18 protein-coding genes are annotated in these 23,601 nt (G+C 52.7%); 15 read left to right on the forward strand and 3 right to left on the reverse strand.

The annotated features are described in order from the left end of the window. The 10 genes from BMY09_RS05255 to can all read left to right on the forward strand — a co-directional run bounded on the left by BMY09_RS05255 (position 1) and on the right by can (position 14,629). On the forward strand, positions 1–603 hold the full coding sequence (locus tag BMY09_RS05255) for a type IV pilus inner membrane component PilO (RefSeq protein ID WP_091354919.1): 603 nt from the start codon (positions 1–3) through the stop codon (positions 601–603). Next, positions 587–1,135: a pilus assembly protein PilP gene (locus BMY09_RS05260; RefSeq protein WP_091354921.1), complete on the forward strand. Its 549-nt coding sequence runs from the start codon at positions 587–589 to the stop codon at positions 1,133–1,135. Before BMY09_RS05255 ends, BMY09_RS05260 begins: the two co-directional genes overlap by 17 nt. A 5-nt stretch (positions 1,136–1,140) precedes the next feature. Next, positions 1,141–3,246, forward strand: a complete 2,106-nt coding sequence (locus tag BMY09_RS05265) for a type IV pilus secretin PilQ (RefSeq protein ID WP_091355260.1) — start codon at positions 1,141–1,143, stop codon at positions 3,244–3,246. Between the two features lie 10 nt (positions 3,247–3,256). Then, on the forward strand, positions 3,257–3,775 hold the full coding sequence (gene aroK, locus BMY09_RS05270; RefSeq protein WP_275991322.1) for a shikimate kinase AroK: 519 nt from the start codon (positions 3,257–3,259) through the stop codon (positions 3,773–3,775). Positions 3,776–3,788: 13 nt separating this feature from the next. Then, positions 3,789–4,865 carry a 3-dehydroquinate synthase gene (gene aroB / locus BMY09_RS05275; protein WP_091354927.1) on the forward strand — a complete coding sequence of 359 codons (1,077 nt, stop codon included), beginning with the start codon at positions 3,789–3,791 and terminating at the stop codon, positions 4,863–4,865. 12 nt (positions 4,866–4,877) lie between these two features. Beyond that, positions 4,878–6,518, forward strand: a complete 1,641-nt coding sequence (locus tag BMY09_RS05280) for an AAA family ATPase (protein WP_091354929.1) — start codon at positions 4,878–4,880, stop codon at positions 6,516–6,518. A 174-nt stretch (positions 6,519–6,692) separates the two neighbouring features. Next, the gene (gene gltB / locus BMY09_RS05285; RefSeq protein ID WP_091354932.1) at positions 6,693–11,147 is read left to right on the forward strand and encodes a glutamate synthase large subunit; all 4,455 of its coding nucleotides are present in this window, start codon (positions 6,693–6,695) and stop codon (positions 11,145–11,147) included. Positions 11,148–11,219: 72 nt separating this feature from the next. Next, positions 11,220–12,641 carry an FAD-dependent oxidoreductase gene (locus tag BMY09_RS05290; protein ID WP_091354937.1) on the forward strand — a complete coding sequence of 474 codons (1,422 nt, stop codon included), beginning with the start codon at positions 11,220–11,222 and terminating at the stop codon, positions 12,639–12,641. A gap of 144 nt (positions 12,642–12,785) precedes the next feature. Continuing rightward, entirely contained in the window at positions 12,786–13,850 is a 1,065-nt protein-coding gene (gene hemE, locus BMY09_RS05295) for a uroporphyrinogen decarboxylase (protein WP_091354940.1), read from the forward strand. A 53-nt stretch (positions 13,851–13,903) separates the two neighbouring features. Then, positions 13,904–14,629, forward strand: a complete 726-nt coding sequence (gene can, locus BMY09_RS05300) for a carbonate dehydratase (RefSeq protein ID WP_091354942.1) — start codon at positions 13,904–13,906, stop codon at positions 14,627–14,629. Positions 14,630–14,716: 87 nt separating this feature from the next. On the opposite strand, the gene BMY09_RS05305 is transcribed toward can, so the two are convergent. Beyond that, positions 14,717–15,991, reverse strand: coding sequence for an O-acetylhomoserine aminocarboxypropyltransferase/cysteine synthase family protein (locus BMY09_RS05305; RefSeq protein ID WP_091354945.1), 1,275 nt, complete (start codon positions 15,989–15,991; stop codon positions 14,717–14,719). Positions 15,992–16,149: 158 nt separating this feature from the next. Between BMY09_RS05305 and radA the strand changes: the two genes are divergently transcribed. Beyond that, entirely contained in the window at positions 16,150–17,523 is a 1,374-nt protein-coding gene (gene radA / locus BMY09_RS05310; protein ID WP_091354947.1) for a DNA repair protein RadA, read from the forward strand. Between the two features lie 16 nt (positions 17,524–17,539). On the opposite strand, the gene BMY09_RS05315 is transcribed toward radA, so the two are convergent. Both BMY09_RS05315 and ettA read right to left on the reverse strand, forming a co-directional pair. Then, positions 17,540–17,899 (reverse strand): PilZ domain-containing protein, encoded by a 360-nt coding sequence (locus tag BMY09_RS05315; protein WP_091354950.1) that lies wholly within the window; start codon positions 17,897–17,899, stop codon positions 17,540–17,542. A gap of 142 nt (positions 17,900–18,041) precedes the next feature. Beyond that, positions 18,042–19,703: an energy-dependent translational throttle protein EttA gene (ettA, locus tag BMY09_RS05320; protein WP_091354952.1), complete on the reverse strand. Its 1,662-nt coding sequence runs from the start codon at positions 19,701–19,703 to the stop codon at positions 18,042–18,044. A gap of 238 nt (positions 19,704–19,941) precedes the next feature. Between ettA and BMY09_RS05325 the strand changes: the two genes are divergently transcribed. The 4 genes from BMY09_RS05325 to ribD all read left to right on the forward strand — a co-directional run bounded on the left by BMY09_RS05325 (position 19,942) and on the right by ribD (position 23,599). Beyond that, positions 19,942–20,361 (forward strand): Hsp20/alpha crystallin family protein, encoded by a 420-nt coding sequence (locus tag BMY09_RS05325; RefSeq protein WP_091354954.1) that lies wholly within the window; start codon positions 19,942–19,944, stop codon positions 20,359–20,361. 210 nt (positions 20,362–20,571) lie between these two features. Next, positions 20,572–21,828, forward strand: a complete 1,257-nt coding sequence (gene glyA, locus BMY09_RS05330) for a serine hydroxymethyltransferase (RefSeq protein WP_091354957.1) — start codon at positions 20,572–20,574, stop codon at positions 21,826–21,828. A gap of 167 nt (positions 21,829–21,995) precedes the next feature. Next, complete coding sequence (gene nrdR / locus BMY09_RS05335) at positions 21,996–22,472, forward strand: transcriptional regulator NrdR (protein WP_091354959.1); 477 nt, start codon at positions 21,996–21,998, stop codon at positions 22,470–22,472. 5 nt (positions 22,473–22,477) lie between these two features. After that, positions 22,478–23,599, forward strand: coding sequence for a bifunctional diaminohydroxyphosphoribosylaminopyrimidine deaminase/5-amino-6-(5-phosphoribosylamino)uracil reductase RibD (gene ribD / locus BMY09_RS05340; RefSeq protein WP_091354961.1), 1,122 nt, complete (start codon positions 22,478–22,480; stop codon positions 23,597–23,599). Positions 23,600–23,601: the final 2 nt, after the last annotated feature.

Consider the following 23,601-nt stretch of genomic DNA (forward strand, 5'->3'; position numbering starts at 1 on the left):
ATGGCAATGGATGCATTGAAAAACAGTTTTAAAGGGTTTGACGCCGATAACCTTGACTTCAATATGGCGGGTAACTGGCCAATAGGGGTGAAAGTGATCACCTACCTGCTGGTTTTTTCGCTGGTCGTTGGCGCTGGTGTCTATTTATACATTACTGATAAAGAGAAAAATCTGGCCCGTGAGGTTAGTCAGGAGAGCGGTCTTAAGCAGCAGATCTCGGTTAAGACAACTCAGGTGGCCAGTCTGGATCAGCTCCGCGAACAGATGAAAGATGTTCAGGGGCGTTTTTCCGAACTGCTGAAACAGCTGCCGACCGAGAAAGAGGTGCCCGGTCTGCTGGAGGATATCACCGAAATTGGTCGTTCAAGCGGTCTGAATATTCAGTCGATCACACTGGGCGGGGAGATAAGAAATGAGATATTTATTGAGCTTCCGATCAATATAAAGGTGAGTGGTACCTATCACCAGATGGGCCAGTTTGTCAGCGGCGTTGCCGCAATCCCCCGGATTGTGACCCTGCATGACTACAGTATAACTCCTGCTGGAGGTCAGCTGGATATGACAATTAGTGCAAAGACTTATCGCTATGATGATACCAAGTAAACTTTTGCGTTTCCTGATTCTTACTCCCTTTTTTCTCGGCGGTTGTGTCTGGATTGAGGATGTCAGTGATCTGCGCAGTTTTGTTGCGCAGGAGAAGCAGAAAAAGATTATAAAGGTGGAGCCGCTGCCGGAATTTAAGCCCTATCATAGCTTTGTCTATGAGGGGGCCAGCATGCGCAGCCCTTTCAAACCGCTGGTGTCTATCGCTGCATTGGATACCGGGGATGAGGTTGCGACGCCAGGCGATAATGGCATAAAACCTGATGTGGATCGGGAAAAAAGCTATCTCGAAACCTTTTCGCTGGATAATCTTTCCATGGTTGGCACCATTAATATGAGTGCAGATGGCTCACGCTGGGCGCTGATTAAGGATAAGAAGGGCGAAGTGCACCGGGTTTCTGTCGGTGATTATATGGGGCTGGATTACGGCAAAGTGGTTGCTGTTAACAGTGATAATGTTGAGCTTATTGAGATTGTTACAAACGGCCGGGGTGGTTGGATGCGACGGCCCCGTAGCGTGGTGATGGATTGATGACGATGATGGTGAATACTGTGAATAAGAATATTCAGGCGGGTAAACTGACGTACTCCGCACTCGCTAAGATGGCGGGAATAGTCATCGGGCTGTGGATGCTGGCTTTCAATGCGATCGCTGCAGATGCAAAGCTTATGGCGTCCTCCTTTGTTGCGCTTCCCGATAATAAGCTTGAGGTTCGCTTCGATTTTGATGTGCCCCCCTCGCTGCCTAAATCCTATATGACTAACAGCCCGGCGCGTCTGGTCCTCGATATGTGGGGCGTTGAAAATACACAGGATACCCGGTTGCTGACCGTTGAGGCTGGCAATGTGGATAAGATCAACTTCGCTCAGGTTGACGGCCGGCTGAGGGTTGTTCTCGATCTGTTTGAAGCATCTGCCTTTGAAACCCGCGCCGATGGTAATAGCCTGTTCCTGACGGTAGGTGACCGCGGAATGGCAAAACAGGAGGTGGCCAAAGTCAGTAAGAGTGTCACTGCAGATTCTACCGCTAAGCCTGTTGTATCAGATAAGACCCGGGTTAAAGGTGTCGATTTTGAGCGGACTCCGGAAGGAGCCGGACGGGTGGTTGTTTCTCTGTCAGATGATCGGGCTGGAGTGGATGTTATCGAAGAGGGCAATAACATTGTTGTCAATCTGTTGGGGGTTGACCTTTCTGCCAGTATGCAGAACCGTATCGATGTTCAGGATTTTGCCACGCCGGTGATGTTTATCGACTCGATGGCCAGTGGTGAGAATGTGTCGATTCTGATTAAGCCGTCTCCCGAACCTTATGACTATATGGTTTATCAGACTAATAACCAGTTGGTTGTGGATCTGAAGCCTATCACTCAGGCTGAGCTGAATAAAAAAGAGGAGGAACGCTTTCCTTACCAGGGAGAGCGGATCGATCTGGACTTCCAGAATGTCGAGGTGCGCTCCGTACTGCAGATTCTTGCCGAAGTCGCGGAGATGAACCTGGTTGTCAGTGATAACGTGGGTGGTAATATCACGCTACGCTTGAAAAATGTTCCCTGGGATCAGGCGCTGGATCTGATTCTTAATACCAACAAGCTGGATAAGCGTGAGATGGGTAATGTGCTGCTGATCGGTACAGCAGAAGAGATCGCCGAGCGTGAACGGGTGGAGCTGGAGAGCAGTAAGCAGGTCGAGGAACTGGCCCCGCTGCGCACCGAGTTTATCCAGGTGGATTTCAGGAAGGCCTCCGATATGGTGTCCCGTCTGAATGAGGCGAAGCTGATCTCTGAGCGGGGTTTCCTGCTCGCGGATGATGAAACCAATGTGCTGATGGTGCGTGAAACAGAAAAACGGATTGAAGAGATCCGCTCAACCCTGCGCCGTTTTGATACCGAGGTTGCACAGGTGTTGATTGAAGCGCGTCTGGTAACCGCTAACACCACTGTGTCGAAAGATCTCGGTATTAAGTGGGGGCTGGGGTATGGTGATGCTGATTCGTCAGGCAATGCGATCTCTATCGGTAGTTCAATATCAGGTGTCTCCTCTCCCGGTGCGGTGCCCAGTGGTCTGATGGTGGATCTTGGTGCCAATGTTACCTCGCCCGCTTCCGTTGCTATCGGGCTTGCTTCTAACAGTGCACTGTTACAGCTGGAGTTATCCGCCCTGGAATCTGATGGTCGGATTGAGGTGATCTCCCAGCCCAAGGTTGTCACCACCAATGGTAAAGCTGCACTCATTGAATCTGGTAGAGAGATTCCTTACCAGACTGTTCAGGACGGCGATGTCCAGGTTGAGTTTAAGGATGTGGTGCTCTCACTGGAGGTAACGCCGCGGATCAACCCGGGCGACCGGATCGCTATGGATCTGGTCATTAAGAAAGACTCCGTGGGTGAGACCCTGTCGAACGGAGATATCAGTATTATCAAAAACCTGTTAGAAACCTCGGTTGTGGTGCCTGATGGGCAGACAATTGTGCTCGGTGGTGTGTTTGAAAATGAAACACAGAATACCGTTAATAAAACCCCGCTGCTGGGTGATCTGCCAGTGCTTGGTGCATTGTTCCGGAATAAATCGGAGTCTAATATCAAGTCTGAACTGCTGATCTTTATCACGCCTAAGCTGGTACGCGAGTCTCTGTCAAAGCAGTAAGGTTGTTGTATTGAACATATTTTTAATTGGCCCTATGGGTGCTGGAAAGAGCACCATAGGGCGTCTTCTTTCTCATGAGCTGAAACTGAGGTTTGTTGATTCAGATAAAGTTATTGAAGAGCGGGCCGGAGCCGATATTCCCTGGATTTTTGATGTCGAAGGTGAAACGGGGTTCCGCGACCGGGAAGCGCATATTATCGATCAACTGAGTGAGGAGGATAATCAGGTGCTGGCAACGGGTGGTGGTGCCGTGCTGAGGGCCGAGAATCGTTCAAACTTGCAGGGACGGGGAACTGTTGTCTACCTGCAGGCATCGGTGGCACAGCAGCTGGAGCGTACCGCGCGGGATAAAAACCGGCCTTTGCTGCAAACCCCCGATCCTGAGGCGGTGCTGAATACGCTGATGGAGCAGCGTCACCCTCTCTATCTGCAAGTGGCCGACATTGTTATTGATACCGAACGCCGTAACCCTAAAGCGGTGGTTACTGATATAATGACGGAGCTTCGCGCACAGCAAATAGTTAAATAGAGATAAGCCCGCCATGCAAACCCTGAATGTCGATCTTGGTGATCGTTCCTATCCTATCTTTATCGGAACCGACCTGTTTCACCCGGACAACCTGACCCCATATATCAAGGGAAATCAGGTGTTAATCGTTAGTAATGAAACGGTCGCTCCTCTTTATCTGGAACCATTGAAAGCTGTTTTGCCCGCGGTGCAGATCGATGATGTGATTCTGCCGGATGGGGAGAAGTTTAAAACGCTGGCGCAGCTGAATGCGGTGTTTGATCGTCTGCTGGAATGTCGCCATAACCGTACCACTACGCTGATCGCCTTAGGCGGCGGGGTTATTGGGGATATGACCGGTTTTGCCGCAGCATGTTACCAGCGGGGGGTTAACTTCATCCAGATTCCCACTACTCTGCTTTCCCAGGTTGACTCTTCAGTGGGAGGGAAAACCGGAGTGAACCACCCCTTAGGAAAAAATATGATTGGCGCGTTTCATCAGCCGCAGGTGGTTCTGGCCAGCGTTGATGTACTGCAAACGCTTCCCGATCGTGAGCTGTCGGCCGGACTGGCCGAAGTGATCAAGTATGGCCTGGTTTATGATGAGGGTTTTCTTGGCTGGCTTGAAACCAATATGTCAGGCCTGATCGGGCGAGATGCATCGCTGCTGAGTTATGCAATCTATCGCTCCTGTGAGTTGAAGGCGGAGGTTGTCGCTCAGGATGAGAAAGAGTCCGGTGTCCGGGCGTTACTCAATCTTGGACATACCTTTGGGCATGCAATTGAGTCATGTCAGGGTTATGGTAACTGGCTTCATGGTGAAGCGGTGGCAGTTGGAACGGTGATGGCTGCAGACCTGTCTCAGCGACTGGGATGGATCAGTAGCGATGATTATCAGCGGGTTGTACAGATCATGCAGGCGGCAAATCTTCCGGTGACCGCACCGCGGGGAATGACGCCTGAAGAGTTTATGACGTTGATGTCTGTTGATAAAAAGGTTGTCGACGGGCAACTGCGTTTGATTTTGTTAAAAGCGCTGGGGAAGGCAGTGGTGACTGATCAGTTTGATCCGGCAGCATTGCAGCAAACCTTAACCCGCTTCGCAGCATAAAGGGGCTTACCGATGGCTGATCTTAAAGGGAATGGTGTTGACGCGCTGGCAGATGCATTTGCCAGTGCAGAGCAGCGTAAGAGTTTCTTTTTTGAGCCATCTTCCCGATTACAGCTGTTGGAAAAGCTTGAGCACCTGAGTCGCTTCAGTGATTTTCTGCTGCTGGTCACCGGACCGGAGGGCGCCGGAAAAACAACCCTGATTCGACAACTGCAGGGGGCGGAGAGTGATCGAACGCTACGGCTTTGTTCCCTGGATGGCAGCAAAACCCCAGGGTTGAATGGCGTGCTGGTCGCCCTGAGCGAACAGCTGAGCCCTGAGCTGGATACCCAGGCTGATAACCAGCAGATGCTGAATGCCATTTACCGCTTTGCTCAGGTGATGGCGGTTGAGCATATTCAATGGGTTATTATTATAGATAATGCTGATCAGCTGGAAAATCAGGTTGTTCAGCTGTTGCTTCAGATGCTCAGTGAGGCGCAGGGGTTACCGGTTAAACCGCATCTGTTAATGGCCGCCGGGGATAGTTTTCATGGACGCCTGCAGGGGTTTGATGAGTATGAACTACTCGAGTCTCAGGTGCATCAGCTGATACTGGAGCCGTTTACTGCAACAGAAGCCAAAAGTTATCTGCTGCAACGGTATAGTGCAGCGGCATCCCTGACTGAAAAACAGCTTGAGGCTGTTTACGAGGCTTCCGGTGGCTACCCGGGCTCGCTCAATCAGCAGGCGGAGCTTCTGTTTCGTTCAGGTTCAGTGAAGAAGACTGCCAAATCAGCAGGGTTCTCCCGCGTGCATCTTGTTAGTGTTGCAGCCGTTTTACTGCTCGTACTTCTGGGTGGGTTGTGGCAGTACTGGCCAGAAAGTGACGCCGGAACAACCCGTACGCAGGTACAGATTCAGGTGCCGATAGAGGCGGGGCCGGTGATCGCTGCAAATGAAAGTCCGGTCGCTGAGGTTAAGGTCAATCAGACTGATACTGATAATAACCAGTCATCTGCGTCGGATTCATTACCCCTTTTAGCGCAAAGTAACTCACGGGAGGAGATATCATCCGTCCTGCAAACCGCTGATCGGGATACCGTCGAAACAGCAGAAACCAGTGCGCCGTCCGGGGAGCCTGTTGCTGCTGACCGGATGTCAGAGAGCGTTAATACCGGGCAGCCCCTGGCTAAAACGCCTGATACCCGTGTCTCTGAAGCTAAGCCTGCCGATAAGCCGGTTGTCGCTGTCGCGGACAAGCCGGTGGTCGCCCCTATTGCACCTGCAGCAAAAAAGGTTAAAGTAATAGAGCCTGAACCTGTGGTTAAGAAAGCGCCGGTTAAGGCAGCAGTGGCTGGCAACAATCAGTTGACTGAAGCGGAGCAAACCCTGATGGGCTGGCCTGCCAGTGGTTATACGTTGCAAATGCTGGGCGCTGGTATGCGCAAAAGCGCTGAAGCATTTATCCGTGAACAGGCAGAGCCTCAGAAATTTTATATGTTTCAGACCCGCTATAAGGGTAACCCCTGGTTTGTGGTAGTCTATGGGCAATATAAAGATCGGGATGCCGCCCATGCTGCCAGTGCATCACTACCTTCAGCGCTTGCCAGGCTGAAGCCCTGGGCGAGGACAATTCAGGGGATTCAGGCGGATCTGGCAGCCAGAAAATAGTATTTTTTTGTATCGTCTGCGCAAACAAAAAAATTTTCTGTATTGCTTATAATTTGTCCTTCATACCCTCGCTGTGTAAAATACCTGTCCCTTTTTCTCTGCATACACAACTGTGGCTGGAATTTGGTGGATGTAATATATTGATAATTAAGAACTTTTTGGTGGGATTCGTTTATGAGCATAGGTCTGTATCGCCCTGGTGAGTTCAAAGACAACTGTGGTTTTGGCCTGATGGCCCATATGCAAGGTGAACCAAGCCACAATGTATTGTTGAAGGCGATTGAAGCACTTGCATGTATGACCCACCGTGGTGGGATCGCAGCTGATGGCAAAACCGGTGACGGCTGCGGATTACTGATGCAGAAGCCGGATGCATTTCTGCGTGCGGCGGCAAAAAGCGATCTGGGTGTCGAGCTGGGTGACCGTTATGCCGTGGGTATGGTGTTTCTGTCAAAAGAGCCGGCCCTGGCAGCGACTGCGCGTGAGGTGTTGAATAATGAACTGGTGGCGCAAGGACTGAATGTCGCAGGTTGGCGGGTTGTGCCGACAGATCCGGGTTGTCTTGGACCGATAGCAAAGGATACTCTGCCGCAGATTGAGCAGGTGTTTGTGACAACCGATAAAGCGGATCGTGAATTTGCGGTTAGTCTCTATACAGCCCGTCGCAAGGCCGAGATTGCCCTGAGTGCAGATGAGGATTTTTATATCTGCAGTCTGTCGGACAAAGTTATCTCCTATAAGGGGCTGACAATGCCGGTGGATCTGCCGGTGTTCTATCAGGATCTGAGCGATGAACGTCTGGAAACCGCTATCTGTACCTATCATCAACGGTTTTCTACCAATACAGCGCCACGCTGGCCGCTGGCTCAGCCGTTCCGGCTGCTGGCGCACAATGGTGAGATCAATACTATTGAGGGCAACCGTAACTGGTCCCGCGCCCGTTCCAGCAAGTTTGCCACCGAACTGCTGCCGAATGTCGATGAGCTTCAGCCGATTGTGAATACCACTGGTTCGGACTCGTCCAGCATGGATAATATGCTTGAATTCCTGCTGGTCGGGGGGATGAACCTATATCGTGCGGCACGGATGATCGTGCCTCCTGCCTGGCAGAATGTCGATACCATGGATGCTGAACTGCGGGCCTTCTATGACTATAACTCGATGCATATGGAGCCCTGGGATGGCCCCGCCGGGATGGTGATGACCGATGGCCGTTTCGCCGTCTGTATGCTGGATCGGAACGGTCTGCGTCCATCCCGCTGGGTGATGACCAAAGATGGTCTGATCTGTACCGCATCTGAGATCGGTGTATTCGATTACAAGCCCGAGGATGTCGTATCTCAGGGCCGTGTCGGTCCGGGGCAGATTCTGTCAATCGATACCCAGACCGGTGAAGTACTGCACACCGCCGATGTTGATGACCGTCTGAAAAAAGCGCAACCCTATAAAAAGTGGATGCGTGAGAATGCCCTGCCCCTCGAGCAGACAATGAACCTCACTGAGGAGTCTCAGTCTTTCTGCGAGATGACCCCGGAAGAGGTCAAAACGCATATGAAGATGTTCCAGGTCACCTATGAAGAGCGTGATCAGGTATTGCGTCCGCTGGGTGAAACTGCCATGGAAGCCGTTGGCTCCATGGGTGACGATAAGCCGATGGCGGTGTTGTCATCAAAAGTGCGTTCGGTTTTTGATTATTTCCGTCAGCAGTTCGCTCAGGTCACCAATCCGCCAATCGACCCGTTACGTGAAGCGATTGTGATGTCGCTGGAAACCTGTATTGGTGCCGAACGTAACGTCTTTGAAGAGACCCCTGAGCATGCCCGCCGGGTTATTCTTACCTCACCGGTGCTATCGGCCAGTAAATTTCTGCGGCTGAAAAACAATACCGTTGAAGGTTTTGGGGTTGCCCAGATCGATCTGAACTATGATCCTGCGGTTATGGATCTGAAAGCAGCGATTGAATCGGTTGCTGATCAGGCCGAACAGCTGGTTCGTTCCGGCAAAGTTCTGATTATTCTGTCTGATTTCTCGATTGCACCAGGGCGGCTGCCGATTCATGCGGCGATGGCGACCGGTGCAGTGCACCACCGCCTGATCAATACCCGCCTGCGTGCCGATGCCAATATCATTGTCGAATCCGGTACGGTGCGCGATCCTCACCAGTTTGCCGTGCTGTTTGGTTTTGGTGCTACCGCAGTCTATCCATACCTGGCCTACCGGGTGCTGACCGATCTGTGTGCCACCGGCGAAATGCAGATGAACTGGCTCGACAGTCACGAGAACTATCGTAAGGGTATTAAGAAAGGTCTGATGAAGATCCTGTCGAAGATGGGTATCTCTACGATCGCCTCCTATCGTGGTGCACAACTGTTTGAAGCAGTGGGTATCAGCTCTGATGTGGTTGACCTCTGTTTCCCCGGTGTGGCCAGCCGCATTGAAGGCGCTGACTTCAGTGATTTCCAGAAAGATCAGGAGTCCCTGTCTGAAGAAGCCTGGGTGGCCCGTAAGAAGATTCAGCAGGGTGGCTTGTTAAAGTATATCCATGGTGGTGAATACCATGCCTACAACCCTGATGTAATACGCACAATTCACGCTGCTGTTCGTAGTGGTGATCAGGCTGACTATCAGGCGTATGCTGATCTGGTGAATAAGCGCGGCGTGGCAACGCTGCGTGACCTGATGGGGCTGAGAAAAGATATTAAAGCGATCCCGCTGAGCGAAGTCGAGCCGGCAGAGAATCTGTTCCCCCGTTTTGACTCCGCTGCCATGTCGCTGGGAGCTCTGTCTCCTGAAGCGCACGAATGTCTGGCGATGGCGATGAATGAACTCGGCGGTCGCTCAAACTCCGGTGAGGGCGGTGAAGACCCGGCCCGCCACGGCACTAACAAGCGTTCCAAGATCAAGCAGGTGGCTTCAGGTCGTTTCGGGGTAACCCCTGAATACCTGATTAATGCCGATGTTATGCAGATCAAGGTCGCTCAGGGTGCTAAGCCGGGCGAGGGTGGTCAGTTGCCCGGGGGTAAGGTGAACAGCCTGATCGCCCGTTTGCGTTACTCCGTACCCGGTGTAACCCTGATCTCACCTCCGCCGCACCATGATATCTATTCGATTGAGGATCTGGCACAGCTGATTTTCGATCTTAAGCAGGTTAACCCTGAAGGTCTGGTGTCGGTGAAACTGGTATCCCGGCCGGGGGTTGGCACGATCGCCTGTGGTGTGGCCAAGGCCTATGCCGACCTGATTACCATCTCCGGTTACGATGGCGGTACCGCTGCAAGTCCGCTGACGTCGGTGCATTATGCCGGCTCCCCCTGGGAGCTGGGTCTGGCTGATGCGCATCAGTCACTGCGGGGCAACCATCTGCGGGGCAAGATTCGTCTGCAGACTGATGGTGGTCTGAAAACCGGTCTGGATGTGGTTAAAGCAGCCATTCTGGGCGCAGAAAGCTTTGGCTTCGGTACTATGCCGATGGTAGCGGTAGGCTGTAAATACCTGCGAATCTGCCATCTGAATAACTGTGCCACCGGTGTGGCGACTCAGAACGATGAACTGCGGGATAAGTATTACCGCGGCACCGTTGAGATGGTTAAAAATTACTTCCGCTTTGTTGCAGAAGAGACCCGTCAGTGGATGGCCACTGTCGGCGTGCGTTCGCTGGAAGAGTTGGTGGGTCGGGTTGACCTGTTGGAGCTGCTGGACGGTAGTACTGCCAAGCATGGCAAGCTGGATCTGTCGCCGCTGGTGTCTGATGCGGGTATTCCGGCAGAGTATCCACAGACCTGTCAGGTCGCACATAACGACCCTTATGATACCGGTGCGTTGAATAGCCGGATGCTGGAACTGGCTAAACAGGCGATTGCCGAGAAAGCGGGTGGTGTGTTTGATCTGCCAATCACCAATTGTGACCGTTCGGTGGGTGCCCGTACTTCCGGGGCTATCGCCAGGGTCCATGGCAATCTGGGGATGTCGGATGCCCCGCTTCGCTTTAACTTTAGCGGCCATGCCGGACAGAGCTTTGGTGTCTGGAACGCTGGTGGTCAGGAGCTTTACCTGAAAGGTGATGCCAACGATTACGTTGGTAAGGGTATGGCCGGCGGTAAGATCGTTATCAGCCAGCCGGATGTGGTCACCTATGCCAGCAATGAAACCGCTATTATCGGTAATACCTGTCTCTATGGGGCTACCGGAGGCAAGCTGTATGCTGCCGGTTGTGCTGGTGAGCGTTTTGCGGTGCGAAACTCAGGCTGCCATGCCGTTATCGAAGGTGCCGGTGATCACTGTTGTGAATATATGACCGGTGGTCTGATTACCGTATTGGGTCAGACGGGCTACAACTTCGGTGCAGGTATGACCGGCGGCTTCGCTTACGTGCTGGATATGGATAACACCTTTGTTGATAAGTACAACCATGAGCTGGTGGATATCCATCGGGTGGCTCCGCAGCATATGGAAGAGTACAAAAATCACCTGCGCTCTGTAATTATCGGTTTTGTGAAAGAGACCGGTAGTGACTGGGGTCAGCAGATTGTTGAAAACTTCGATGACTATATTGGTCGTTTCTGGCTGGTTAAGCCGAAAGCTGCCAGTCTGGGGGCGCTGCTGACCGATATGCGCTCCCGTCCGGAGTAATGGGTTCATCGAACAGGTGTTTAGTTATAGCTGTGTCTGCCTGCGGGCAGGCACCATTAGGCGGGGTGGAGAATGTCTGAACGTCTGAAGAATGATTTTCAGTTTCTGGAAGTAGAGCGTCAGGGACCAAATAAGATAGCAGCAGATATCCGTAAGAAGGAGTTTGCTGAGATCTATGAGCCGTTTAAGTCGGAAGATGCGTCCGAACAGGCGCACCGTTGTCTTGAATGTGGTAATCCATACTGTGAATGGAAGTGTCCGGTACACAACTATATTCCTAACTGGCTTAAGCTGGTGTCTGAAGGCAACATTATTGAAGCGGCAGAGCTGAGCCATCAGACTAACTCGTTGCCTGAAGTCTGTGGCCGTGTCTGTCCTCAGGATCGTCTGTGTGAAGGCGCCTGTACACTGAATGACGAATTTGGGGCTGTCACCATCGGTTCTGTTGAGAAACATATTACCGATACCGCTTTTGCCATGGGCTGGCGGCCGGATATGAGCAAAGTGCCGGTGACGGACAAAAAAGTAGCGGTGATCGGTGCCGGTCCTGCGGGCCTGGCAGCAGCAGATATTCTGGTGCGTAACGGTGTTAAGCCGGTAGTCTTTGACCGTCACCCGGAGATTGGTGGCTTGCTGACCTTCGGTATTCCTGAGTTCAAGCTGGATAAAGACGTAATGGTCCGTCGTCGTGAAATATTCACGGAGATGGGTGTTGAGTTCCGTCTGAATACCAATGTCGGTAAAGATATTCAGATGCAGGAACTGCTGGATCAGTATGATGCTGTTTTCCTGGGGATGGGAACCTATACCTATATGAAAGGCGGTTTCCCCGGTGAAGAGCTGGATGGCGTCTACGATGCGCTGCCGTTCCTGATTTCCAACGTCAATCGTTGTCTGGGCTTTGAAAAAGATGTTGCCGACTATATCGGTGTTGAGGGCAAAAACGTTGTAGTGCTGGGTGGTGGTGACACTGCGATGGACTGCAACCGTACCTCAATCCGTCAGGGAGCAAACAGCGTAACCTGCGCATATCGCCGGGATGAGGCCAATATGCCGGGATCAAAACGTGAAGTTGAGAATGCCCGTGAAGAGGGCGTGCAGTTCATGTTCAACCGTCAGCCAGTTGAGGTTGTTGGTGATGCCGGTAAGGTGACCGGAGTTAAAGTGGTGACTACACGGATGGGTGAACCTGACGAGAATGGTCGTCGCCGTCCTGAAGTGGTTGCCGGCAGCGAAGAGGTGTTGCCTGCGGATGCAGTGTTGGTGGCGTTTGGTTTCCGTCCAAGCCCATCACCCTGGTTTACTGAGTTTGGTATCGAGCTGGAACAGGATGGCCGGATAAAAACCTCGGGCGATAAAGCCTTTGCCTTCCAGACCAGCAACGAGAAAGTGTTTGCCGGTGGTGATATGGTAAGAGGGTCTGATCTGGTGGTGACTGCCATTGATGAGGGCCGTAAGGCCGCCGAAGGCATTCTGGATTACCTCAAAGTGTAAACATCAGCATCTCTTGAAAAGGTCGCCTCAGGCGGCCTTTTTTGTTTATGTCATTCAGATCAGCGAAGATGCAGCAGTTGTTCGCTCCCGCCGCTAAAAACCTGTAAAATGCCCCCAGTTTTGAATCTGAGTCGAGAATATGTAATGGCTGAACTGAAGAATGATCGTTTTCTGCGTGCGCTGATGCGTGAGCCTGTCGATGTAACACCGGTATGGATGATGCGTCAGGCGGGCCGTTATCTGCCTGAATACCGCGCTACCCGAGCCCAGGCAGGCGATTTCATGAGCCTGTGTAAGAATAAAGAGCTGGCTTGTGAGGTGACTATTCAGCCATTGGAGCGCTACGATCTGGATGCCGCGATTCTGTTTTCCGATATTCTGACCATTCCTGATGCGATGGGGTTGGGGTTGTATTTTGAAGCGGGTGAGGGGCCTAAGTTCAAAAAGATTATCCGTACTGAAGCTGATGTTGATGCCCTGTCGGTGCCTGAGTCTGCCAGTGATCTTGATTATGTGATGGATGCGGTAAAAACTATCCGTGCAGAACTGAATGGCCGGGTGCCACTGATTGGTTTCTCCGGCAGCCCCTGGACGCTGGCAACCTATATGGTTGAGGGTGGTTCCAGTAAAGATTTCCGCCATATCAAGCAGATGATGTATGCCACCCCTGAGGTGTTGCATCAGCTACTGGACAAGCTGGCGCAGTCGGTGACCGATTATCTGAATCAACAGATCCGTAGTGGTGCCCAGGCGGTGCAGATCTTCGATACCTGGGGTGGCGCACTAAGCGGCCCGATGTATCAGGAGTTTTCGCTGAAATATATGCAGCAGATTGCTAACGGCCTGATTCGTGAGAATGAAGGGCGTAAAGTGCCGCTGATTATGTTTACCAAGAACGGCGGTCAGTGGCTGGAAGCGATGGCTGAGTCCGGGGCTGATGCGCTGGGGCTGGACTGGACCACCAATATTGACGATGCCCGTGCCCGGGTTGGCGATAAAGTTGCCCTGCAGGGTAATATGGACCCTTCTGTGCTCTATGGGACACCGGAACGTATCCGTGCTGAGGTAGCTGATATTCTGGCCCGCTATGGCAGCGGTCCGGGACATGTATTCAATCTGGGGCATGGTATTCACCAGTTCGTCGACCCGGCGCAGCCGAAATTCTTTGTTGATGCGGTACATGAGCTCAGCGCCCAGTACCACGTTTAATCAACAGTTTATAAAGAGGGCATGACGCCCTCTTTTGCTATGTAACAGAAAAAATGAAACGACTGACGCAACTATTAGAAAGTAATCGCCAATGGGCCGATCAGATCAGCCGGGATGATCCGCTGTTTTTTGAAACGCTGGCGCATCAACAGGCTCCGGAATACCTCTGGATTGGCTGTTCCGACAGCCGGGTGCCTGCCAACGAGATTGTTGGCATGTTGCCAGGTGAGCTGTTTGTTCACCGCAATGTATCAAACCTGGTAATCCATACCGACATGAACTGTCTGTCGGTGATCCAGTATGCGGTTCAGGTGCTGGAGGTTAAGCACATTATGGTGGTGGGGCATTACGGCTGTGGTGGTGTTAAAGCTGCGCTGGAGAGCACCCCGCATGGGCTGATCGATAACTGGTTACGACAGATCCGTAAAGTGAACCAGAAGCATCGCGAATTGCTGTCAGCCTGGGATCACTCCCATCAGCAGCTCGACCGTCTGTGCGAGCTGAATGTCATCGAACAGGCCTTTAATGTCTGTGAAACCACTATCGTGCAGGACGCCTGGAGCCGGGGGCAGGACCTGACCGTGCATGGCTGGATCTATGGTCTGAACGACGGTCTGGTGAATGATCTTGAGTTTAACGCTTCAGGTGCCGATGAAGTGGAAGAACAATATGGTCTGGCGATCAGTAAGATCGAAACTCTGCGGCAGTTGGCGAAAGCTTCAGAGAAAGGGCATAACGCCCGCACGCTGTGGGATCGGGTGCGTAAGGTTTTCAAATAAGTTTGTGGATCTGCTGCTGAGCAGCCGCTGAAACTAAAAAGCCTCGCAACTGCGAGGCTTTTTTTATGGTTGGTCCGGTCGCTCAGCTTATTTTGCTGCCTGTAGCGCCTGCTCCAGATCGGCCAGCAGATCATCGATATGCTCAATGCCGACTGACAGACGCACCATATCGTCGGTTACACCGGCAGACTTCAGCTCTTCATCATTCAACTGACGGTGGGTGGTTTCTGCTGGAATCGACGCCAGAGACTTACAGTCGCCGATATTCACTAAGCGGGTGAAGATGTTCAGTGCATCATAGAATTTACGGGTGCCTTCGCGTCCACCTTTGATGCCGAAGCTGAGGATGCCGGAAGCCTGGCCTTTCATATACTTCTGTGCCAGAGGGTAATCTTTGTGGTTTTCCAGGCCTGCATAATTAACCCAGTTAACCTGATCGTGGCCTTCCAGATACTCGGCAACCTTCTGAGTATTTTCACACACCCGCTCCATACGCAGAGACAGCGTTTCGATACCTTGTAGTAGCAGGAAGGCATTCATTGGTGACAGTGCTGCACCGGTGTTTCTCAGCGGTACGACACGGCAGCGGCCGATAAAGGCTGCCGGGCCAAAGGCGTCGGTGTAAACCACGCCGTGGTATGACACGTCAGGGGTATTCAGCAGTGGGAAGCGGTCAGCGTGATCTGCCCAGGGGAACTTACCGGAATCGATGATAACGCCGCCGATAGAGTTACCGTGACCGCCTATATACTTGGTGGCCGCCTGAACAACGATATCGGCACCATGCTCAATCGGGCGCCACAGAGCCGGGCTGGCAACAGTGCTGTCAACGATCAGAGGCAGGCCGTGTTTATGGGCCAGCTCAGCCATGGTTTCAATGTCGGCAATGCCGCCGGAAGGGTTGCCAATTGATTCACAGTAAATTGCCCGGGTGCGGTCATCGATCTGTGCTTCCATCGCGGCAAAGTCATCTTTATTGGCAAAACGTACCTCAATGCCCTGACGTGGAAAGGTGTGGGCAAACAGGTTGTAGGTGCCGCCATACAGTTCGCTGGTGGCGATGATATTGTCGCCAACCTCAGCGATGGTCTGAATTGCGTAGGTAATCGCCGCCATACCGGAAGCTACCGCCAGCGCTGCTACACCGCCCTCCATCGCCGCGACGCGCTGCTCCAGTACATCGGTGGTTGGGTTCATAATGCGGGTATAGATATTGCCAGGGACTTTCAGATCAAACAGATCAGCGCCATGTTGCGCGTTATCAAACGCGTAGGAGGTGGTTTGATAAATGGGTACAGCGACCGCTTTGGTCGTTTCTTCCGGGCTGTAACCACCGTGTATGGCAATTGTTTCCAGTTTCATCTGAAGCTCCTCATAAGCAATGTAATACGTCTGTGTTCGTTTTTATTCGTTACGTAGCGGATGATTGTAGCCCTTCGGCTGAATAAATAAAGGCCTCTTTGGTTCAAGGTGACAGAGGGTTCCGATAGAATGCTCAGATCTATTCGCAGGAGAGATTGATGGCCAAGGCAAAGAGTGCGTATGTCTGTAATGATTGCGGTGCAGATTACAGCAAATGGCAGGGACAGTGCGGTGCCTGCCATGCCTGGAATACCCTCACCGAAGTGCGGCTTAGCAGTGCCAAGTCGAGTCCTCAGCGGGGCGCGCGGTTTGAAGGTTATGCCGGTGCCGGTAACATGGCAAGAGTGCAGGATCTGTCGGAGGTGAATCTCGCAGATATGCCGCGCTTTGCCTCCGGTTCAGGTGAGCTGGACCGGGTGCTGGGGGGCGGGCTGGTTCCCGGGTCCGCGATCCTGATCGGCGGGCATCCGGGGGCCGGTAAAAGTACGCTGTTACTGCAGACTATGTGTCATCTGGCGCAGCAGATGCCGGCACTGTATGTCACCGGTGAGGAGTCACTGCAGCAGGTTGCCTTGCGGGCTCAGCGACTTGGGCTGACCACCACCAATCTGAAGATGTTGTCGGAAACCAGCGTGGAGCAGATCTGTACTATTGCAGAGCAGCTGAAACCTATAGTGCTGGTGGTGGACTCGATTCAGGTGATGCATGTGGATGATGTTCAGTCGGCGCCCGGCAGCGTCTCTCAGGTGCGGGAAGCGGCGGCGTATCTGACCCGCTTTGCCAAACAGACCGGCACGGTGCTGTTTCTGGTAGGCCATGTAACCAAGGATGGCTCGCTGGCGGGTCCTAAAGTGCTGGAGCATATGATCGATTGCTCGCTGCAGCTGGAAGGGGACAGTGATGGTCGTTTCCGCACTCTGCGCAGTCACAAAAATCGTTTCGGTGCGGTAAATGAACTGGGGGTGTTTGCCATGCTGGAGCAGGGGTTGAAGGAGGTGAAGAACCCCAGTTCCATCTTCCTTAATCGGGGAGAAAAGGCCAGTCCGGGCAGTCTGGTCATGGTTGTCTGGGAGGGCACCCGGCCGCTGCTGGTGGAGATTCAGGCGCTGGTGGATCAGAGTCATATGAACAATCCGCGCCGGGTAGCGGTGGGGCTTGATCATAACCGTCTGGCGATGTTGCTGGCCGTTTTACACCGCCATGGGGGCTTGCAGACTGGTGATCAGGATGTGTTTGTCAACGTGGTGGGCGGGGTGAAGGTGCTGGAAACCAGTGCTGACCTGGCTCTGTTGCTCTCGGTAGTGTCCAGTTTTCGTGACCGGGCGCTGCCGCAGGATCTGATTGTGTTTGGTGAGGTGGGGCTGTCGGGAGAGATTCGTCCGGTACCGAACGGCCAGGAACGGATCAGAGAAGCTGCCAAGCACGGCTTTCGCCGGGCGATTGTGCCGAAGGCCAATGCCCCGAAGCAAGCTCCCCAGGGGATGACTGTAATCAGCGTCAGTCAGCTATCTGAAGCGCTGGATGCATTGTAATCATCGTCCCGCTGGATCAGCTATTGGTCAGTTGCAGCAGCTCTCTTTCGAGCAGTGCTTCACTGCCCAGGTTCAGCTCAACCAGTCGGCGCAGGTGGGAGATGCTGTCAATATCCATGCTCTGCGCTTCAAAGCCCAGATACTCCCCTAACTGATGCCGCAGGATTACCGGCATGCGGATAGTAATGTCATTGGTGAGGCGGATAATCAGTTCGGCTGCGTCGCCGATATTCAGCAATGGTGTCAGGATGACTGAGGTCAGCGCACCCTGGAAAGAGATGTCGATCAGCTCCACCGGCCAGCTGCATTCATCGGTATGGACCTCGCAATTCGCATCAAAGGTGATTCGCTGGAAACGGCGCCGCTCTTCTGTCATTCGATTCTCCGGTTCTGTCTGTCAGACTAATGTTTATTCTAGTGTAATTTTTCCCAGGAGTATCTTTTGCCAATGCTCAGACTGAGGAATATAAAAAAAACCGGCGCGAAGCCGGTTTTTTGTTGATGGGCAGGAGATAGCGTTACTTAGCCATCCGCTTGTATTTGATTCGTTCTGGCTGATGATCCTTGCCGTAGCGTCGCTTGTAATCTTCAGCGTATTCGGTGTAGTTGCCTTCAAAGAACTCCACCTTCGAATCGCCTTCATAGGCCAGCATATGGGTACATACGCGGTCGAGGAACCAGCGGTCGTGGGAGATCACTACCGCGCAGCCTGGGAAGGCCAGCAGCGCTTCCTCCAGTGCCCGCAGGGTTTCTACGTCAAGATCGTTGGTCGGCTCATCGAGTAACAGTACATTGCCACCCTCTTTCAGCAGCTTGGCCATATGCAGGCGGTTACGTTCACCACCGGACAGGTCTTTAACAAACTTCTGCTGATCAGCGCCCTTGAAGTTGAAACGTCCGCAGTATGCCCGTGAGGAGGTGGTGTAGTTGCCCACAACAATGTTGTCCTGGCCATCGGAGATCTCTTCCCAGACGGTTTTTTCGCCCGCCAGATCGCGGCTCTGGTCGACGTAGGCCAGTTTTACCGTTTCGCCGATCTCAATCGTACCGGAATCAGGCTGCTCTGCACCGGTGATCATTTTGAACAGGGTTGATTTACCAGCACCGTTACCACCGATAATGCCGACAATGGCTCCCTGAGGAATGCTCAGTGACAGATCTTCAAACAGCACTTTGTCGCCGAAGGACTTGGTAACGTTGTTCAAAACGATCACCTTTTCCCCGAGGCGAGGTCCCGGTGGAATATAGATCTCAGAGGTTTCATTGCGGGTCTGAAATTCCCGGGAGTTCATCTCTTCAAACTGGCGCAGACGGGCTTTGGATTTCGCCTGACGGCCTTTCTGACCCTGACGTACCCACTCCAGCTCGGCATTTACCGCTTTATGGTGAGCGGCTTCCTGCTTGGACTCCATCTCCAGACGCTTCTCTTTCTGTTCCAGCCAGCTGGAGTAGTTGCCTTCGTAGGGGATACCGCGGCCCCGGTCGAGCTCGAGAATCCAGCCAGCGGCATTATCGAGGAAATAACGGTCGTGGGTGATCGCCACAACGGTGCCAGGATATTCCTGCAGGAAGCGCTCAATCCAGGCGATCGATTCAGCATCCAGATGGTTGGTTGGCTCGTCCAGCAACAGCATGTCCGGCTTATCCAGCAGCAGGCGGCAGAGAGCAACCCGGCGACGCTCACCGCCGGACAGATTTTTAACCTCTGCGTCCCAGGGCGGCAGACGCATCGCATCGGCGGCACGCTCCAGCATGATATCCAGGTTATGGCCATCTTTGGCGGCGATCAGATCTTCATAGCGGGCCTGTTGTTTGGCCAGCTCATCAAAATCGGCATCCGGTTCAGCGTAGGCGGCATAAACTGCCTCCAGACCGTCCAGTGCCTCTTTGACATCCGCCACCGCTTCTTCAACCACTTCGCGGACCGTTTTGCTGTCATCCAGCTCCGGTTCCTGAGGCAGATAGCCCACATTAATGCCGGGCATGGGGCGAGCTTCGCCAATATACTCCTGGTCCACGCCTGCCATGATTCTCAGCAGGGATGATTTACCCGAACCGTTCAGACCCAGCACGCCGATTTTGGCGCCGGGGAAGAAGGACAGGGAGATATCTTTTAAAATTTCACGTTTGGGGGGCACAACTTTGCCAACCCGATTCATGCTGTAAACGTACTGAGCCATTACACAACCTGTTAACTGTTATCTCTGAACTGCGCATATCTTAGCGGTACAGAACGTTTATTGCTATTTGATATGCGTCAAAAAAAGCCCTGGAGAATACTCAATCTCATTTCTAAACTTAGAGTGCCGTTAGTAACTGCGTGTTTATCAGCGGTTTTATGGTGCTGATTCCGGGGTTGCTAAACCGCAGCATTAAGGCGTGCGATCACGACCAGTAATTTCTCGGGAGGTGAGCAATATGAGTAATCTGACACGTTTTAATAGTCTGTTTGACGACACATTCTTCAATGACTTCTTTCGTCCGGTTCGCCGTGAGGATGGTGGTGATAAAGTGCCGGCAATAGATGTCCATGATGGCGAAGGACAGTATCTGGTCAGGGTTGATCTGCCGGGCATCAAAAAAGAGGATATCAACGTCAGTCTGGAAAACGGGGTGCTCTCCGTCAGTGCTGAAAGCACCCGCGAGAACACAGAGGAAAAAGATGGCAAGCTGATTCGTCAGGAGCGCCGCTATGGCAGGTTTGTCCGCTCCCTCAGCGTCGGAGCTGATGTCGATCCGGCGGGGATTAAAGCCAGTTTCGAGAATGGAGTGTTGAGTCTGACGCTGCCTAAGGTTCAGGAACAACAACCCGCCTCTGTTTCTATCGCTATTGAATAAACGTTATTCGGTATATCTCAGCACCCGGCGGCGAAAAGCTGCCGGGTTTATTCTCTTTATGAGCGAAATTCTCTGTTAACTGACTCACTTTCAAGTGCGCTTTGTATCTAAATTCGACTATAATATGCGGCTTTTCCAAGGCCCGGAATATCGTTGCTATTTCAAGCACGATGGCGGGGCCTGTGTAAATCTCAACCTTGGGGACCGCTAATGTTTAGCAAAGAGATGACTATCGCTGGTTTTGATCCGGATCTGTATGCAGCGATGCAGGCTGAGGCCAGGCGTCAGGAAGAGCATATCGAACTGATCGCTTCTGAAAACTATACCAGCCCACGGGTAATGGAAGCTCAGGGCTCTGAGCTGACCAATAAATACGCGGAAGGTTACCCTGGTAAGCGCTACTACGGTGGTTGTGAGCATGTTGATGTGGTTGAACAACTGGCGATTGATCGTGCTAAAGAGCTGTTCGATGCGACCTACGCAAACGTTCAGCCGCATTCCGGTTCTCAGGCAAACGCAGCGGTTTATATGGCGCTGTGTCAGCCAGGTGATACGGTTCTGGGGATGAGTCTGGCCCACGGTGGTCACCTGACTCACGGTGCTGCTGTCAGCTTCTCCGGCCGCATCTACAATGCGGTTCAGTACGGTTTGAATGCTGAGACTGGCGAAATCGATTATGACGAAGTTGAGCGTCTGGCACTGGAACATAAACCAAAAATGATCGTAGCGGGCTTCTCAGCCTACTCTCGTGTGGTTGACTGGCAGCGTTTCCGTGATATTGCGGATAAAGTTGGGGCATACCTGTTTGTTGATATGGCACATGTTGCCGGTCTGGTTGCAGCGGGTGTTTACCCGACGCCACTGCCTTTTGCTGATGTTGTGACAACCACCACTCACAAGACCCTGGGTGGTCCACGTGGTGGTCTGATCCTGTCGGCAAATGCCGATGAAGAGCTGCAGAAGAAACTCAATTTTGCCGTGTTCCCTGAGTCTCAGGGCGGCCCGCTGATGCATATCATTGCTGCCAAAGCCGTTTGCTTTAAAGAAGCGATGCAGGATGACTGGAAAGCCTATCAGGCTCAGGTTGTTAAAAATGCTCAGGCGATGGCCAGTGTATTCAAATCGCGTGGTATCAAGATTGTTTCTGATGGTACCGATGATCACCTGTTCCTGGTTGACCTGATCGGTAAAGAGTACACCGGTAAAGATGCAGATGCCGCTCTGGGGCGCGCCAACATTACCGTCAACAAAAACTCTGTACCGAATGATCCCCGTTCACCGTTCGTGACTTCCGGTCTTCGTATCGGTACGCCAGCCATTACCCGTCGTGGTTTTGGTGAAGCCGAAGCGGAGCAACTGACTAACTGGATCTGTGATGTACTGGATAACATCGATAATGAAGACGTTATCAACACAGTGAAACAGAAGGTTCTGGATATCTGTGCACGCTTCCCGGTTTATAAGTAAACCGTTACAATAGAAACGGTTTAAAACCTGTTTCTCTATCGGGGCGCCTTGGGCGCCCCGGTTGTTTATATAAGCGCTTTGAAATCTGTGATGAATGCGTGCTTATATAAACGATTAAACGCTCTTTTCAGGCTGCCAATGCAGCTACGCTCTTTTGAGGATGATATATGTACTGTCCGTTCTGTAATGCCCATGAAACCAAGGTGGTTGATTCACGCCTGGTGGCAGAGGGGCAGCAGGTGCGTCGCCGGCGCGAATGTATCTCCTGTCATGAGCGGTTTACCACCTACGAAGCTGCTGAGCTTCTGATGCCCCGCCTGATTAAAGCGGATGGCACCCGTCAACCTTTCGATGAAGATAAACTCCGTGCCGGTATCCAGCGTGCTGTGGAAAAACGCCCGGTCAGCGTTGAAGATATCGAAGCCTGTATCAGCCGGATCAAACAACACCTGCGGGCCACGGGCGAGCGTGAGCTACCCTCCCGGAGTGTTGGCGAAGAGGTGATGAGTCAGCTGCGCAAGCTTGATCAGGTTGCCTATGTGCGGTTTGCTTCGGTGTATCGCAGCTTCCAGGATATCAACGAGTTTAAAGAGGAGATTGACCGGTTGTCCGAACAGAAAGAGGATGTGCTCAAGGCCGAGTAACCGCGATGACAGACTGGAGTATTGCAGATCACACCTTTATGTCCCGGGCGATACAGATCGCCTGGCAGGGACTCTATACTACCGAACCCAACCCGCGGGTAGGCTGTGTGCTGGCTAAAGATAGCCAGATGATCGCTGAAGGCTATCATCGTAAAGCGGGCGAGGGGCATGCAGAGGTTAATGCCCTGCGTAGTGCGGGTGAACAGGCAAAGGGTTGTACCGCCTATGTTACGCTGGAACCCTGCAGTCATTTTGGTAAAACTCCGCCCTGTGCCGATGCGTTGATCGCGGCAGGTGTGACAGAAGTGGTTGTGGGTATGGTTGATCCTAACCCGCGGGTTTCTGGTAATGGCATCGCTAAACTGCAACAAGCTGGCATATCGGTTCGTGTGGGTCTGATGGAGAGCCAGTGTCGGGCACTGAATCCGGGGTTTATTCAACGGATGGCAACGAAAATGCCATTTGTCCGGCTTAAAATGGCTGCCAGTCTGGATGGTCGTACGGCGATGGCATCCGGCGAGAGCCAATGGATCACCGGCCCACTGGCCCGGCAGGATGTACAACGCTTGCGGGCGCGCAGTTCAGCGGTGATCAGTGGTGTTAGTTCAGTCATCAGTGATGATGCGTCGCTCAATATTCGTGCCGCCGAGCTGGGGCTGGATAATGCTGAAGAGGTCTGTGCCCGCCAACCGTTGCGGGTGATACTGGATAGTACCGGCCGGATACCTGAACGGGCTAAGATGTTCGGTCTGCCAGGGCACACCCTGATTGTCAGTTGCGTTGATGCCCCCGCTTTTATCGCCGATATCGACTCGGCCGAGTGGCTCATACTGCCGGGAGAGCAAGGCCGTATCGATCTGCATCAGTTGCTGCAGGAGCTGGCGCGCAGAGAGTGCAACGAAGTACTGGTGGAAGCCGGCGCTACCCTTGCGGGGGCCTTTATTGAGGCGGGGCTGGTGGATGAGCTGGTACTTTATCAGGCGATGAAACTGCTGGGCAGCAGTGCCCTGCCAATGTTTCAGCTGCCGCTGGATAAAATGAGTCAGCAGAAAACGCTGACTCTTGTCGACAGCCGGATGCTTGGGGATGATCTGCGTCTGACGCTGGTCCCCGGGCTGGAGAAATAACG

Origin of the sequence: Amphritea atlantica (assembly GCF_900111095.1) — a bacterium.
GTDB classification, from domain to species: Bacteria; Pseudomonadota; Gammaproteobacteria; order Pseudomonadales; family Balneatricaceae; genus Amphritea; species Amphritea atlantica.